Origin of the sequence: Clostridium sp. SGI.024 (assembly GCF_050315195.1) — a bacterium.
Taxonomy (GTDB): domain Bacteria; phylum Bacillota; class Clostridia; order Clostridiales; family Clostridiaceae; genus Clostridium.
The window spans coordinates 1-16,825 of record NZ_JBNPON010000006.1 but is presented as its reverse complement, the minus strand read 5'-3'; the positions used below and the strand labels follow the sequence as shown (position 1 = coordinate 16,825).

The window sequence follows — 16,825 nt, the reverse complement described above, 5'->3', positions numbered from 1 at the left end:
TATATTTATTATATTAATCTTTCAACTTATTTAATTATCTCCAAAGAATTAATTTACAACTATCTAATCTACTATCTATCTTTCAATTAGTTATAGGATACATTATTCATCTGTAAAATACTAATAATATTATACAAAAAAGGTTGGTTTTTATGCCAACCCTAATATTCTAAAGTATAATACAAATCAATCCCCCACTACCTTCATTTATTATCTTTTGTAATGTCTTTTGAATTTTTAACTGTACATCTTCTGGCATTTTATACAATTTATTTTGCAATCCTTCTCTAATAAGCACTTCTAAAGGCTTTCCAAACATATTACTTTGCCATAAAGATGTGGGATCATTATCAAATTGATCCATTAAAGATTTTACAAGTTCTTCACTTTCTTTTTCTGACCCCATAATAGGACTTATTTCTGTTCTAATATCAGCTTTAATAAAATGCAATGATGGAGCTGAAGCCTTTAATTTTACTCCAAACATATTTCCTTGTTTAATTTTTTCTGGTTCTTCAAATTTCATTTCTGAAAGTTGAGGTGGAACCAAACCATAACCAGTTTCTCTAACATCATTTAAAGCATCTTTTATCTTATCATATTCCTTCTTAGCAAAATTTAAATCCTTTATTAAAGCTAATAAATCACTTTCACATTTAACATCCAAATCACACATTTCACTTAATATATTATAGAATATTCCATCCTTTGGTTTTAATTTTATATTAGCCGTCCCTTCTCCTAATTTAACTGAATTCATTTCAATAGGAGCTAAATTTTCTTCATCTCCTAATAAATTCACAAAAGATTTAATATCTCTTACCCTATTAATATTTTCACACATTTTTTTGATAATATTAAAGAAATCTTTCTTTAGCCAATTATCAGACTCCAATTTTTCAACCCAAGAAGGCATATCAATATTTATTTCCTTAATTGGGAATTCTTTAAGTACATGTTTAAAAATATCTTCCACATCATTTTCATTCATATTAGCTACATCCATAACTTGAACTGTAACATCATATTTATCTTCTAGATCTTTTTTCAAAGCTCTAGTTTCAGGAGAATTTATATGTTTTGTGTTAAGTACCACTATAAATGGCTTCTTGATTGCCTTTAATTCATCTATTACCCTCTCCTCTGCTTCTAAGTACTCATCTCTTTCAATACCTGTTATACTTCCATCTGTAGTAACTACAAGACCTATAGTAGAATGATCAGTAATAACCTTTCTCGTTCCTATTTCTGCAGCATCTTCAAAAGGTATTTCATATTCATACCATGGAGTATTTACCATCTTGACTTCTTCTCCATCCATGTAGCCTATTGCAGCTTTTACAATATAACCAACACAGTCTACCATTCTAACTTTAAATTTTATATCTTCATCAATTGTTATTTCTACTGCCTCATTAGGTACAAACTTAGGTTCTGTAGTATGAATACTTTTTCCTGAACCACTTTGAGGTAATTCATCTTTAGCTCTTTCCTTTTTATAATTATTATCAATCTTTGGTATTACCATAAGGTCCATAAACTTTTTAATAAATGTTGATTTTCCAGTTCTAACAGGTCCAACAACGCCTACATATATGTCCCCTTGTGTTCTTTCAGCTATATCTTTGTATATATTAAAGCTGTCCACAGTGTACCCTCCTATTATTTTTAACACTATATATATATTCTAAAGCCCAAAAAAATATACAACTTTTTTCTTTTTAACTTATTATATATAAATATATTTATTTACCATAAAAAATCCACTATAAAATTCCAGACATTAATATCTGAAATTTTATAGTGGATATAAATTTCCCTTATTTAATTAATCTTAATATATTTCGTTTTTCTTTTCTCTTTCCATAAGTTCAACTACTGCATCTTTAGGATCTTTACTTTTAAATAAAATTTTATATAAAACATCAGTAATAGGCATTTCTATATCTAATTTTTCTTTTAATTCATAAAAGGCTTTACAAGCTTTAATTCCTTCAACTACCATTCCTACATCTTTGATAGCTTCATCAACGCTCTCACCTTTTCCTATTAAGAAACCAGCTCTTCTATTTCTAGAATGAAGACTAGTACATGTAACTATTAAATCTCCCATTCCAGTAAGTCCAAGGAAAGTCTCTGGCTTACCACCTAATTTTATACCAATTCTAACTATTTCAGCCATTCCCCTTGTCATAAGTGCAGCTTTAGAATTATCACCATATCCAATTCCATCGCAAACTCCTGCTGCTAAAGCAATTATATTTTTAACGGCTCCTCCTATTTCAACACCTACTAAATCATCATTTGTATATACTCTAAATTCTTTCGTAATAAATAAATCTTGTACTTCCTTTGAAGCCTTTTCATCTTTAGAAGAAACAACAACCGTTGTTGGAATATCAAATGCTACTTCTTCAGCATGACTTGGTCCAGATAAAATTACCACTTTATTGTTTGGTAACTCTTCTGCTATAACTTCTGATAATCTTAAATTGCTACCTTCTTCAATACCTTTGGCTATACTTATTACTATAACATCTTTATCAATCTTACCTTTTAGCGAGTTAGAAATTGCTCTTATAACATGTGAAGGCACAGCCAAAACTACATACTTAGCATTTTCTAATGTATCATCCAAATCATTATAAGCAGTGACATTTTTAGGTATTTTCAGTTCCTTGATATATTTATCATTTTTCCTATTATAATTTATATCATCCACTACAGACTTATCTCTATCATAGATGCTAACTTCATATCCCTTATTAGCTAATAATATCCCTAAGGCAGTACCGAAACTACCTCCTCCCAAAAAAGCCACATTACTCATAAATTATTCCTTCCTTTCTCTATACTCTATTTGAAGTCCAGTACCACTAAAATCAAAGCTATCTCTTAATTGATTCTCAATATATCTTTCATATGAAAAATGTTTTGCATTTGAATCATTAACAAAGAATACAAATTTAGGTGGTTTAGAAGCTACTTGTGTTGCATAGTAAATCTTCAATCTTTTAAGACCTACAATTGGTGGTTCCTTCATTAATACAGCTTTATTTATAACTTCATTTAATATCCCAGTTGGAACTCTCTTTGAATAATTATCATAACATTCTTTCGCTATTTCTAAAACTTTATGTGTTCTTTGACCAGTTTTTGCAGAAATAAATAAGTACTTCGCATATTTTAAGAACTTTAACTTCATTTCTAAGTCTTCTTTGTATCTTTGCATTGTCTTATCATCTTTTTCTATTAAGTCCCACTTATTAACTATAACCATAATGGCTTTATTCATTTCATGAGCATAACCTATAATTTTTTCATCTTGTTCAGTTACTCCTTCAGTTGCATCTATCATTAATATACATACATCTGCTCTTTCTATAGCTGTATAAGTTCTTATTACAGAGTATCTTTCTATCTCTTCCTTAACCTTGCTCTTTCTTCTAAGACCTGCAGTATCTACTAGTACAAATTTACCAATATCAGTTTCTAAAGTACTATCTATTGAGTCTCTAGTAGTTCCAGGAATATTTGAAACAATTAATCTTTCCTCTCCTAGTAATCTATTGATTAAAGATGATTTACCTACGTTAGGCTTACCTATCATAGCTATTCTTATATATTCATCTTCTTCCTCTTCTTCATTAAATCTATCGAAGTTCTCAACTACTCTATCAAGCATATCTCCAAGTCCTAATCCTTGTGATGCTGATATAGTTATTGGATCACCAATACCTAAATTATAAAACTCCCAAGCATTATCTTCATCTTTTAAGTTATCTACTTTATTTACTACTAAAACAACTTCTTTTTTACTTTTTCTAAGCATACTTGCTACTTCATGGTCAGCTGGTGTTAATCCTTCCTTTCCATCAACAACAAATACTATTACATCTGCTGTTTCTATAGCAATATTAGCCTGTCTTCTCATTTGCTTAACAATTATATCTTCTCTTTCTGGTTCAATACCACCTGTATCTATCATTGTAAAATTATGATTTAACCACTCAGCTTGAGCATATACTCTATCTCTAGTTACTCCAGGAGTATCTTGTACTATTGATATCCTTTGACCTGCTAATTTATTAAATAAAGTAGATTTCCCTACATTTGGTCTTCCAACTATTGCAACTATTGGTTTTGCCATTTTTAGTCCTCCTTACAATTTGCATTTATTAAATCAATAAGGTCATCACCTGTATAATCACAAACTATAACCTTAACATTTAAAGCTTCTTCTATGTCATGAATATTTAAGTCATCTAACATAACCATATCAGCTGGAGCTAGTTCATAACCTTTTCTAAACATATTACTTGACATAATTAAATAATCTGTTTTAATTTTACCTTTTAGCTGATCTATTATATCAGTACCTGTTAAAAGCCCCGCTACTGTTATAGTATTTCCAAAGAAGTTATTTATAACCTTATATACATCTATATGAATTTTAGAATTATGCTTCATTATAAGGTCTGCTGATCTTTTTATTTCATTATAAGCTAATTCTCCAGTTACCATAGAAAAACTTCCCTTTAGATCTTTGTTTAAAAACTCTATAGATCTTTTTACAACTTCTCTATAATATCTTATCATTCCTACTCCATCTTCAAGCTGATCGTACTCTGAATAAAATTCTTCATTTGGTACATCTATTCCTGCTGTTATATAAAACTCATCAGAAAGTCTTACAAATGGAGCTCCTGTTTCTTCAATATACTTCTTTTGTAAATCTTCAATCATCAATATTTCATTTTTTGCTGATTCATGATTGAAGGTATCTAGCTTAGGTAAATTTTCTCTAAATTGAGTAATACCTACTGGAACTACTGCTACATTTTTTACATGAGGATGTAATTCATATAAATCAGTTACAGTTTTTCTTAATTCCTCACCATTATTTATGTTAGGTATACATACAACTTGTGCATGCATTTGAATTTCTGCATCTCTTAATTTCTTAAGTCTTTCCATAATAGATCCTGCAAATCTATTTTTTAACATCTTAACTCTAAGTTCTGGATTTGTAGTATGTACTGAAATATTTATAGGACTTATTTTATATCTTATTATTCTATCAATATCTTCATCCTTCATATTGGTTAATGTAACAAAGTTTCCTTGTAAAAATGATAATCTTGAATCATCATCTTTAAAGTATAAAGTATCTCTCATTCCTTTTGGATTCTGATCAATAAAACAAAACATACAATTATTAGAGCATCTTTTTGCCTTATCCATTATTCCACCCTGGAATTCAAGCCCTAAATTTTCACCATATTCTTTTTCTATTTCGTATTCCCAAATTTCCCCATCCGGTTTTTCAACTTCAAGAACCACTTCTTCATCTACGGCTAAAAATTTATAATCTATAATGTCCTCAATAGGAGTACCATTAATTGATATTAATACGTCGTTGACTTCAATACCAACTTCTTCAGCTATACTTCCTACATCAACTTTTTTAATTAAATTTTTCACTTTTTTTCACCTCAGTATCCGTCAATATTATATTATTGACGAAAATTTATATTTATAAAATCAGACATATTTTTATAATAATAATTTAAATTTTTTAATTTTCTTATAAGCATAGTTACCCTAATTTTAATAATCACTTGATGTTATATTACATTATTAATAAATTCTAGTCAATAAAAAGGAACTAAATATTATTTCCTTGTAATCTTGAATTAAATCCAAGTCAATGTGATATAATATTCAGCTCCTTATATACTGAAGGTGATATTTATTCATTTAAATCAACATAATTACCTTTTTTAGAAAATATTATCCATTCACATATATTAGTTACATGATCTCCAATTCTCTCTAAATACTTTGAAGCAAAAAGTATTTGAGTACCTTGATTTATCATTTCAGTTTCTTTACCCATCTTTTTAAGAACTATACTAAACATCCCTTGATAAATTGCATCTACCTTATCATCCATATGACAAATTTCATAAGCTGCCTTATCATCTCCATTTATATATGCTTCTATAGATAATTTTATCATATTATTAACAATATCAACTAATTCCCAAATTGGAGTTATTTCATCTGAGAAATTTACTCCCTTTATCCTAGGAACTATCTTACATATGTCAACAGCATAATCTGCCATTCTTTCAAGATCAGTTACAATTTTAGTTGTTGTATAAATACTTCTTAAATCTCTTGCTAAAGGTGATTCTGTAGCCATAAATTTTATACATTTTTCTTCTATAATTTTTTGCAGGTCATCTACTTTATCATCATTTTTTATAACTTCTTTAGCTAATTCCACATCTTGATTTTTTAATGCAACCATGCTTTCATATATTTGTTTTTCTACTAAACTTGCCATTTCAATTAATTCTGAATTAAGTAATTTTATCTTATTACTCATTACTTCTCTCATCATTTTTCTCACCTCTTAATAATTTTAACCAAATCTTCCAGTAATATAATCTTCTGTTCTCTTATCTTTAGGTTTATAGAAAATATCTTCTGTAGCACCATACTCAATTATCTCGCCATTTAAAAAGAATGCTGTTTTATCTGCAATTCTTCCTGCTTGTTGCATATTGTGAGTAACTATTATTACTGTGTATTTTTTCTTTAATTCTTCCATTAATTCTTCCATTTTATTTGTAGAAATTGGATCTAAAGCAGAAGTTGGTTCATCCATTAATATTATTTCTGGAGAAACTGCTATTGTTCTTGCTATACAAAGCCTTTGTTGTTGTCCTCCAGATAATCCTAAAGCACTTTTCTTAAGTCTATCTTTTACTTCATCCCAAAGAGCAGCTCCTTTTAAGCTTTTTTCAACTATTTCATCTAAGGATTTTTTATCTTTTATACCATGTAATCTTGGTCCATAAGCTATATTATCATAAATAGACATTGGAAATGGATTTGGTTTTTGAAAAACCATTCCTACCTTTGTTCTTAATGCAATAACATCCTTACTTTTGTATATATCTTCTCCATCAACAAAGATTTCTCCTTCTATTTTTACATTATCGATTAAATCATTCATCCTATTAATTGTTCTTAAAAATGTAGATTTCCCACATCCTGAAGGTCCAATAAATGCTGTAACCTTATTTTCTTCTAAATCTATATTTATGTTTTTTAAAGCATGATTATCTCCATAATATAAATTCAAATTTCTCACTTGAATCTTTTTTAAATCCTCTTTTGACATACTTACACCTCTTAGTATTTATAAATTAATAATTTGCCTTATTAAATTTCTTACTTATTATCTTTGCTAATATATTTAATAAAAGTATTATAACTATTAAGACTATTCCAACTGCCGCTGCCTGTCCTATATCACCGGCTTCTTGAGTTACTAAATAAGATTGAACTGTTAAAGTTCTTGCGCTAGACATAATTCCCTTTGGCATCTTTGCAACTGTACCTGCTGTTAATAAGATAGCTGCTGACTCACCAACCACACGTCCAACAGATAATATTACACCAACTAATATTCCTGGTATAGCACTTGGAACTATTACTTTATAAAGAGTTTGAAACCTAGTTGCTCCAAGACCTAATGATGCTTCTTTATATGCTGGTGGTACAGCTTTTAAAGCTTCTTCTGTAGTTCTAATAATTACAGGTAATATTATAATTGCAACAGTGAGAGATCCTGCAAGTAATGAATACCCAAGTTTTAATGTAACTACAAAAAATATTGATCCAAATAATCCATAAACAATTGATGGTATTCCAGATAAGCTTTCTGTGGCAAATCTAATAATTTTTACAATCTTACCTTGCTTAGCATATTCTGTTAAATAAATGGCTGCTAATATTCCTATAGGGGTTGCTACTATTATTGAAATAAATACAGTATATAAAGTAGATACTATCATAGGTAAAATCCCACCATCTCCTAAAGCAGAATAATTTTGGGTAATGAAATCTATATTTATTAATTTGTATCCCTTTAAAAATATAAATCCTAATATGAAAATTAACATACCCACTGTAATGGCTGCAGATAGCCATAGTAATATTTTTAATACGTTTTCTTTAAATTTTCTCATAACTAGTTACCTTCCTTACTAGAAAGTTTACTTAACACTAAGTTTAACATTAATATAAATAAGAATAATATAACACCTGTTGCAAATAGCATTTCTTGATGAGTACCAAAAGCATATCCCATTTCTAAGGCTATATTAGTAGTAAGTGGCCTTACAGAATCCATAATAGATGTGGGGATAATTGGAGAATTTCCTGCTACTAATATTATTGCCATAGTTTCCCCAATGGCCCTTCCTATACCTAACACTACAGCTGCTAAAATCCCTGACTTAGCTGCTGGAACAACTACTTTAAATGTTGTTTCTATCTGTGAAGCTCCTAGAGCTAATGATCCTTCCTTATATGATTTAGGAACTGCTCTTATTGCAGTTTCTGAAACTGTTACTATTGTTGGTAACATCATAATTGATAGAACTATTATTATTGCTAATAGGCTTTGCCCCTTAGGAAGATTAAATGTATTCATAATCCAAGGAACTATTACTACTAGACCAAATAGCCCATATAATACTGATGGAATTCCAGCTAAAAGTTCAACAGCTCCTGATATAATCCTTCCCACTCTTCTTGGTGCAATTTCTGCTATGAAAATAGCTGTTAAAATACCAATTGGTACACCAACTATTAAAGAACCTAAAGTTCCGAGTATTGATGCAATTACCATAGGCATAACTCCATATTTATCAGAACTTGGTACCCACTTAGTACCAAAGAAAAAATCACTAAAGGAATACCCTTTATTAATAAATGGTGTTAATCCTTTATAAAATACAAATCCTATAATTACTACTAAACTTATTACTGCAATAAGAGCACTTGCTAAAAACACTCCTTTTGAAATACTTTCTATAATGTACTTACCATTATTTTTTCTATTAACATTTAACATGTTTATCCTCTCCTATAAAATTAAGAATGCACACCTTAACATTCTTAATAAATCAGTTATTTAACTGGAATTGCTTTGTTATTCTTAACCATAGTTTGGCCTTCTTCACTTAAAATAAAGTCTATAAACTTTTGCCCCTCTTCACTTAAGCTACCTTCTTTATTTACTACAAGGAAGGGTCTTGATATTTTATATTCCCCAGATTGAACTAATTCAGCCTTTGGCTCAACATTTTCCACCTTTACCACATTTACTTCATCATCTAAGTATTCAAAAGATACAAAGCCTACTGCATTTTTATTCCCTATAATCATTTGTTTAACAGCTCCTGTTGCATTAGCAATCATTGCATTTGATATTAACTCTTCTGATTTATATCTAACTATTTCTTGGAAAGCCTCTCTAGTTCCTGAACCTTCTTCTCTTGATACTACAACTATTGGTGAATCCTCTCCATCTTGTATTTGATTCCAATTTGTTATTTTCCCTGTATATATATCTTTAATTTCATCAATAGTTATATTTTTAATTGGGTTATTTTTGTTTGTTATTATAGCTATACCATCATAAGCAATTGTTGTTGCTTTAAGCAAGCTTGCTTCTTCAGATTTTAGTTCTCTTGATGACATTCCTATGTCTGAAACACCATTTATAGCATCCTTAATTCCTGCTGATGATCCAACTTCATTTATTTCTATGGAGATATTACTATTCTTACTTTCATAGCTTTCCGCTAGCTTCCCCATTAATGGTCCAACAGATGTTGATCCAGAAATAGATATAGTTTCTTTATTTTTAGAGTTCTCTAAACTACCATTTTCTTCAGATGAAGAATTTCCACAACCATAAAAGCTAAGTCCCACTATGCTTACTAATAATGCTGTACATATAATTTTTAAACTCTTTCCTTTCATATTTACTCCTCCAAATTAATATTTTATTAATTTATCTTACATTTTAATATTAATCTTTAAAGGTTAAGTAAATATTATTTGTATGTTAAGAAAAGTTAGGATTATGTTAAATGTATTTAACAAATATATAAAAAAAGTTATTCCAAAAACAATTTATAATTGCTTTTGGAACAACTTTTTAGTTCTATAATTCATTTAATTTTTTAATCTTTCTAAGCTTAATAGTAAATTTTGTGCCTTTATTAAGTACTGACTCCACATAAACTTCTCCATTAAACATCTTAGCAATATGCTTTACTATAGCTAATCCTAATCCAGTTCCTCCTTTTGCCCGTGACTTATCTACTCTATAGAACCTTTCAAAAATCCTTGGTAAGTCTTCTTTTGGAATTCCTATTCCATTATCCTCTACCTCTATATACTCATAATACTGACTTTCATAAGTTCTTATATTAATTATTGCTTTATTATTTGAATATTTCACTGCATTTTCAACTAAATTTAACATCATTTGATAAAATTTATCTCTATCTCCAAGAAGCACATTACTTCCTTTATCATGAAAATATATCTCAACATCTTTATTATTAACTTGATTAATAAACATATTAATTACATCCTCTATAACTTCAGAAGGATTAAATTCCTCTTCTTTCATTTTGTTATTTTCTATATTTGATAAAACTAATATATCATTTATTAAATTTGTTAATCTTTCTGTTTCCTTATCTATAATGTCTAAAAATTTATTTCTAGTTTCAATATCTTCAACATATTTTAAAGTTTCTGCAAATCCCTTAATAGATGTTAAGGGAGTTTTAAGTTCGTGAGATACGTTTGCAACAAATTGGCTTCTAATATTCTCTAGTCTTTTTATATCAGTAATATCTAAAATAGATAAAACTACTCCTATTGGTATTTTCTTAGTATTAATTATAGGTGATTTTTTTATCCTAAGCTCCCTTGGAATAGGATGCATAAGTTTAATTTCCTTTGTTTCAATCTCATGTATACTTCTCATAAAAGAAATAATATCATAATCAATGATATATTCTGATATATTCTTACCTATAATATCTTTATTAATTCCTAATAAGTTTTGAGCATATGGATTTATTAAAATAACATTTTGTTTATTATCTACTGCTATTACACCACTTTCCATACTTTCTAGTATAGCTTCTAACTTGTTTTGTTTATCTATTGAATCTATAATCTTTGAATTAAGTTGATCAGCCATATTATTAAAAGTATTGGCTAGTGATCCAATTTCATCATTTGTATGTATATCAACTCTTCTACTATAATCTCCATTAGCAATTTTATCAGTTACTATTTCTAATTCCTTTAAAGGATATATAATAGCTCTAATTAATTTTAAGGAAAGTCCTAAACATAATAAAATAACAAAGATTATTATTATAAGATAATATTTTATATAGCCTTCAGTAAAAAATTTAATATTACTTATAGGAACTGAGGATCTTAATACTGTATTTTCATCTATTTTTGTTGCATAATAAATAACATTAACGCCTTCAGTCCTACTATATCTTGTTGAAGTTGATTTCCCATTCTTAAAAGCACCTATTATTTCTTCTCTACTAGAGTGATTTTCAAGATTATTATTTTCTGAATCCTTTATTACATTTCCTGCTTTATCTACTATTGTAAATCTAACTCTAGAATTATTAATTTTAAAACCAACTAAGTCATCATCTCCTAGCTTAATATGTCTTATAACCATATCATTATAACTTGATAGAATATCTTTTGTTCTTTCTATTTCTTTAACATTTAATAATGCTATGAAAGAAGAAGTCACTACTATCAATGCAAATATTACTGTTATTAATGATGATACTACTATTCTTTTCTTCATAACTAATTGTTAGGATTAAATCTATATCCTACTCCTCTTATAGTTTCAATAAATCTTGGATTTTTATCATCTACCTCAATTTTTTTTCTTAAATATCTAATATGAACATCTATAGTTCTTGTTTCACCAACATATTCATAACCCCATATTTTATCTAAAAGAGTTTCTCTAGTTAATATTTTCCCTCTATTTTTAACTAATATTTCAAGTAATTCAAATTCCTTTAAAGTTAAATCTATCTTATTATCTAAAATAGTAACCTCTCTTCTTTCAAAATTGATACACATATCATTACATCTATATATTTCTTCACTTTCAGATAAAGACTTTGTTCTTCTAAGTATTGCCTTAATTCTAGCTAGAAGTTCTCTTATAGAAAATGGTTTTGTAATATAGTCATCCGCTCCAAGTTCTAATCCTAATATTTTATCTAACTCTTCACCCTTAGCGCTTAACATTATTATTGATATATTCTTAGTATTTACATCACTTCTAATAGCTTTACAAACATCATATCCATCTAGTCCTGGAATCATTAAATCTAATAAAATTAAGTTTGGATTATCTTCCTTTGCTATTCTTACAGCATCTATTCCGTTATTTGCTGTAAGAACACTATATCCAGAATTTATTAAATTATAGCTAATTAATTCAACAATATGATCTTCATCATCTACCACTAGTATTTTTTCTGATGCCATTCCTATCCCCCCTTACTTTATAAAAGCAAATGAAAATAATCTTCCATAAGTTCCTACTGATTTTCTATAAGAATATAAATTAATATCCTCTTCACAGTGAGTGCACAATTTTAAAGAGTAAATATTACTTTCCTTTATTCCAAATTCTCTTATATCCTTTAGTATACATTCCTCCATACTCAAATTTCTATCTTTAAATAATATTTTTTCATCTATTTTTGTTTTATCAATAAAAGATTTTTTTAATTCTTCAGATATCTCATAACAACATTGCCTTATATGAGGACCTATAAATACTTTTGTCTCATTTATATCTATATTAAATTCTTTTCTCATTTTATCTAAAGTTTTTATAACTATTGAATTAAAAGTTCCTTTCCAACCGCTATGAATAGATGCAATAATATTATTTTTTACATCTACTATAATAATAGGAACACAATCTGCTGTAAAAACACCTATTGCAGTATTTTTTTCATTTGTTATTAAAGCATCTCCTTCTTTATTTTTTATATCTCCCTTTAAGTTACTGTATATAAATACATTATCGCTATGAATTTGATTTAAATATTGGATATTACTTAATTCTAAATCCTCTACTATGCTATTTAAATTCTCTACTCCATAATCCGTATGTCTATTAAAGCTTCTATTATTTTCTGCTGTTGAAAAAACTACATTTATTTTTCCTAAATCATAAATAAGAAAATCCTTTTCTCTTTTAAAATCTTCTTTGTATAATCTAATCATTTAGTCACCTCATTTAAATGTTTTAATATATTTTACCATTGATTAAGTCTATTATCTATTTTTTTGAACTACTATTTAATTATTTAACTTATTTTTAACTTATAAAAAATTATTCAGAAGGTTATTTTTTATAAATTCCTATAAAATAAAAAAAATAAAAGCTGTTAAAATGATAAAAATCATTTTAACAGTTTTTACTTTTTGGAAACTAAACTTTTTATTTCTTCTAAAAAAGTATTTATATCTTTAAATTCTCTATATACAGAAGCAAATCTTACATAAGATATTTCATCAACATTTTTTAATCTTTCCATTACCATTTCACCAATTAATTTAGAATTAACCTCTGTTATCATTTTATTAGAAATTGTTTTTTCGATATCTTCTGCTAAATCTTCAATTTGTTGTCTAGATACCGGTCTCTTTTGACAAGCTCTAATAAGACCATTTATAATTTTTTCTTTATTAAAATTTTCTCTAGTTGAATCTCTTTTAACAACTAAAATTGGAATATCTTCTACTTTTTCATATGTAGTATATCTTTTACCACATTTTAGACACTCTCTTCTTCTCCTTATTGTAGTGCTATCATCTGTTGATCTAGAATCTACCACCTTACTTTCCTCAAATGAGCAAAATGGACATCTCATCTTTTTCACGCCTTTCTTAGTTTCTTTTGCCTAGTATAAATTATACATATTTTACTCAATTATTTCTATATTTTTTTATAATTTTAATGTTTCTATATCTGTACTATCTACTAATATAACTTCAATTCCAGCTTTTTTCACTTTATCCCAAGGTATTTCTATATCTTCGTCTTTAGTAAACCAACCTTTTGCCATCCCAGGTAGTAATATAGATACTACTTTACTTTCTTTAGTGTCTATCACAAAATCTTTAATAAATCCAAGTTTTGTTCCTGTTTTAATATCTATTACTTCCATTGTTCTTAGAGCATTTAAAGAATGTAATAAAAACTCATTTTCATCTATTATTTTCTCATCTTCAACTTTAACATTATCAAAAAAACCCATATAAACCTCCTTAAGTTATAAAGCATGTACACTTAATTTTATTTTTATAGAGCTCATAAATGAGCTCTAAACATATTTTCTCATATGCTTTAATGCAGTTTTTTCTAATCTTGATACTTGAGCTTGAGATATTCCTATTTCATCAGCTACTTCCATTTGTGTTCTACCATTAAAAAACCTTAGTGTTAATATAAGCTTTTCTCTATCATTTAACTTTTTCATCGCTTCTTTTATTGATATATTTTCAAGCCAACTTTCATCAGTATTTTTAGAGTCGCTTAATTGGTCCATAACATATATTGCATCTCCACCATCATGATATATTGGTTCATATAAGGATACTGGATCTTGAATGGCATCTAATGCAAATACTACTTCTTCTCTAGGTAAATTCAATTCTTTTGCTATTTGTGAAACAGTTGGTTCTTTATTATTTTCCTTTATTAATTTATCTCTTACTAATAAAGCTTTGTATGCTATATCTCTTAATGACCTGCTTACTCTTATTGAGTTATTATCTCTTAGATATCTTCTAATTTCACCAATTATCATAGGTACAGCATAGGTTGAAAACTTAACATTTTGACCTAAATCAAAATTATCGATAGACTTCATTAAGCCTATACACCCTACTTGAAATAAATCATCTACATTTTCTCCTCTATTATTAAACCTTTGTATTACACTTAAAACTAATCTTAAATTGCCTTTTATAAATATTTCTCTTGCACTTCTATCCCCATCTCTCATCCTTAATAGCAATTCTCTTTTTTCTTTCTCTTTTAAGATAGGTAGTTTCGAAGTATTAACACCACAGATTTCTACCTTATTAATAATCAAGTTATCATCCCCTTCGGAAGTAATATCATACTGCATTAAAAAGTATCCCCGAGAGTGATATGTTTTATACTAAAGACAAACTAAATCATCTTATTGATTTCTTTTTTTAATCTATTAATTATTTTCTTTTCTAACCTAGAAATATAGGATTGTGATATACCAAGCATATCAGCTACTTCCTTTTGAGTTTTTTCTCTTGCTCCATTTAAACCAAATCTTAATCTTACAATTTCCTTCTCTCTATCATTTAAATGCTTAAGAGCCAAAAATAATAATTCTTTATCAATTTCATCTTCTATCAAATTATAAACTATATCATTTTCAGTACCTAAAATATCTGATAATAAAAGTTCATTCCCATCCCAGTCTATATTTAATGGTTCATAAAATGAAATTTCAGCTTTCACCTTACTATTTCTTCTTAAATACATCAATATTTCATTTTCTATACATCTAGATGCATACGTTGCAAGTTTTATTTTTTTTTCAGGGTTGAAAGTATTTACAGCCTTTATTAACCCTATAGTTCCAACAGAAATCAAATCTTCAACTCCAAAACCTGTGTTTTCAAACTTTCTAGCAATATACACAACTAATCTTAAGTTTCTTTCAATAAGAATATCTCTTATTGATTCATCACCTTGAATCAATTTATTAACTAGTTCCTCTTCTTCATCTTTTTTAAGTGGAGGAGGTAAAGCTTCGCTTCCTCCAACATAATAAAGTTCACTTTTTAAAAACCTCAATTTTTGTATAATTCTATTTATCAATATTCTTATTTTTATCATAACTATATTACTCCTCTTGATAATAATGCATTAAATTCATTATTCTTACTTAATTTATTTTTACAAATGCAAACTATTACCTCCACATTTTTCCAATCTTTGTTTTCTCCTCTAATTCTCACTTTATTGTATTTAAAACCTTTTAAATCTCCCTCTTCACCAATAGTGTTATAGGGTATCAAAAACTCCTCATGATTTTTTATATCAAATGCTTTAAGTAAATCACTTTCGATTATTATACAAGGTAAATTTGTAACTGGTTCTCTAAGACCATTCCCAGTATCTAATAAGCCTTTAATAATAAGAGATGATTCTTTATTTGTTATTTCTATATCAAATATAAAATTATTTAATAAAGCTCTGTCTTTTAAATAATCAACTACCCTAACTATAACTATATAAAGTAACATAAGTGATAATAATAAATACTTTATAGAATAATTATTAATTGAATAGTTTTCAAAAAAGCTATTGTAATTCTCAACCATAGAAAATGCAAAAGCTATTCCACACAATGTAAATGACAATATAATAAATGTAGCTCCTGATTTTATTAGTTTTAATATATTTATATTTTTAGTACTAATCATAATCATAAGTATAACTACAATAAACTTAAAGGGTAAAGATACTAATATATCACTATTCATAAATAAAGATAAAGTATATAGCGATCCCAAAATTGCAGCTAAATAAATTGTTTTAAAATATTTATATCTTAAAATCTTTAACGATATTAACAACAAAAATAAATTAATTATAAAATTCTCAGCTAAAAGTATATCAATATATATAACCATTTTCATTCCCCCCTTGTACTTAAATTATAAACTGTTTCTTTTCAAAATTTTGTCATAATAACTCACTGTTTTTTTTATTTTCATCTATAATTTATTACATTTAATTACAGTTATAAAAATATTCTAATAAAAACTAACAAAGTTAAACCATATTTATTAATATGTTTAAAAATAAAAA

At 27.4% G+C, this 16,825-nt stretch carries 17 protein-coding genes; all 17 read right to left on the bottom strand.

The features are described from left to right. Positions 1-169: 169 nt before the first annotated feature. The 17 genes from spoIVA to ACQRD5_RS03195 all read right to left on the bottom strand — a co-directional run bounded on the left by spoIVA (position 170) and on the right by ACQRD5_RS03195 (position 16,647). Complete coding sequence (gene spoIVA / locus ACQRD5_RS03275; RefSeq protein ID WP_291625252.1) at positions 170-1,648, bottom strand: stage IV sporulation protein A; 1,479 nt, start codon at positions 1,646-1,648, stop codon at positions 170-172. Positions 1,649-1,834: 186 nt separating this feature from the next. Further along, on the bottom strand, positions 1,835-2,830 hold the full coding sequence (locus tag ACQRD5_RS03270) for an NAD(P)H-dependent glycerol-3-phosphate dehydrogenase (protein ID WP_291625254.1): 996 nt from the start codon (positions 2,828-2,830) through the stop codon (positions 1,835-1,837). A gap of 3 nt (positions 2,831-2,833) precedes the next feature. Beyond that, positions 2,834-4,150: a ribosome biogenesis GTPase Der gene (gene der, locus ACQRD5_RS03265; protein WP_291625256.1), complete on the bottom strand. Its 1,317-nt coding sequence runs from the start codon at positions 4,148-4,150 to the stop codon at positions 2,834-2,836. Positions 4,151-4,152: 2 nt separating this feature from the next. Further along, positions 4,153-5,484 carry a DUF512 domain-containing protein gene (locus ACQRD5_RS03260; RefSeq protein WP_291625258.1) on the bottom strand — a complete coding sequence of 444 codons (1,332 nt, stop codon included), beginning with the start codon at positions 5,482-5,484 and terminating at the stop codon, positions 4,153-4,155. A 268-nt stretch (positions 5,485-5,752) separates the two neighbouring features. After that, positions 5,753-6,409: a phosphate signaling complex protein PhoU gene (gene phoU, locus ACQRD5_RS03255; protein WP_291625260.1), complete on the bottom strand. Its 657-nt coding sequence runs from the start codon at positions 6,407-6,409 to the stop codon at positions 5,753-5,755. A 21-nt stretch (positions 6,410-6,430) separates the two neighbouring features. Beyond that, complete coding sequence (pstB, locus tag ACQRD5_RS03250; protein WP_291625267.1) at positions 6,431-7,195, bottom strand: phosphate ABC transporter ATP-binding protein PstB; 765 nt, start codon at positions 7,193-7,195, stop codon at positions 6,431-6,433. Positions 7,196-7,220: 25 nt separating this feature from the next. Then, on the bottom strand, positions 7,221-8,045 hold the full coding sequence (pstA, locus tag ACQRD5_RS03245) for a phosphate ABC transporter permease PstA (protein WP_291625269.1): 825 nt from the start codon (positions 8,043-8,045) through the stop codon (positions 7,221-7,223). A 2-nt stretch (positions 8,046-8,047) separates the two neighbouring features. Further along, positions 8,048-8,935: a phosphate ABC transporter permease subunit PstC gene (gene pstC / locus ACQRD5_RS03240; RefSeq protein WP_294169326.1), complete on the bottom strand. Its 888-nt coding sequence runs from the start codon at positions 8,933-8,935 to the stop codon at positions 8,048-8,050. A 56-nt stretch (positions 8,936-8,991) separates the two neighbouring features. Next, positions 8,992-9,849: a phosphate ABC transporter substrate-binding protein gene (locus tag ACQRD5_RS03235; protein WP_427746508.1), complete on the bottom strand. Its 858-nt coding sequence runs from the start codon at positions 9,847-9,849 to the stop codon at positions 8,992-8,994. 184 nt (positions 9,850-10,033) lie between these two features. Next, complete coding sequence (locus ACQRD5_RS03230; protein WP_291631414.1) at positions 10,034-11,731, bottom strand: HAMP domain-containing sensor histidine kinase; 1,698 nt, start codon at positions 11,729-11,731, stop codon at positions 10,034-10,036. Between the two features lie 2 nt (positions 11,732-11,733). Beyond that, positions 11,734-12,432, bottom strand: a complete 699-nt coding sequence (locus tag ACQRD5_RS03225; RefSeq protein ID WP_291631416.1) for a response regulator transcription factor — start codon at positions 12,430-12,432, stop codon at positions 11,734-11,736. 12 nt (positions 12,433-12,444) lie between these two features. Further along, complete coding sequence (gene pgeF, locus ACQRD5_RS03220) at positions 12,445-13,182, bottom strand: peptidoglycan editing factor PgeF (RefSeq protein ID WP_291631420.1); 738 nt, start codon at positions 13,180-13,182, stop codon at positions 12,445-12,447. A gap of 194 nt (positions 13,183-13,376) precedes the next feature. Next, entirely contained in the window at positions 13,377-13,832 is a 456-nt protein-coding gene (gene nrdR / locus ACQRD5_RS03215) for a transcriptional regulator NrdR (RefSeq protein WP_291631427.1), read from the bottom strand. 75 nt (positions 13,833-13,907) lie between these two features. After that, on the bottom strand, positions 13,908-14,219 hold the full coding sequence (locus ACQRD5_RS03210) for a YlmC/YmxH family sporulation protein (RefSeq protein ID WP_291631422.1): 312 nt from the start codon (positions 14,217-14,219) through the stop codon (positions 13,908-13,910). Between the two features lie 66 nt (positions 14,220-14,285). Continuing rightward, positions 14,286-15,059, bottom strand: coding sequence for an RNA polymerase sporulation sigma factor SigG (gene sigG / locus ACQRD5_RS03205; RefSeq protein ID WP_291631424.1), 774 nt, complete (start codon positions 15,057-15,059; stop codon positions 14,286-14,288). Positions 15,060-15,139: 80 nt separating this feature from the next. Continuing rightward, the gene (sigE, locus tag ACQRD5_RS03200) at positions 15,140-15,847 is read right to left on the bottom strand and encodes an RNA polymerase sporulation sigma factor SigE (RefSeq protein WP_291631425.1); all 708 of its coding nucleotides are present in this window, start codon (positions 15,845-15,847) and stop codon (positions 15,140-15,142) included. 2 nt (positions 15,848-15,849) lie between these two features. After that, positions 15,850-16,647 carry a sigma-E processing peptidase SpoIIGA gene (locus tag ACQRD5_RS03195; protein ID WP_291631426.1) on the bottom strand — a complete coding sequence of 266 codons (798 nt, stop codon included), beginning with the start codon at positions 16,645-16,647 and terminating at the stop codon, positions 15,850-15,852. Positions 16,648-16,825 lie beyond the last annotated feature (178 nt).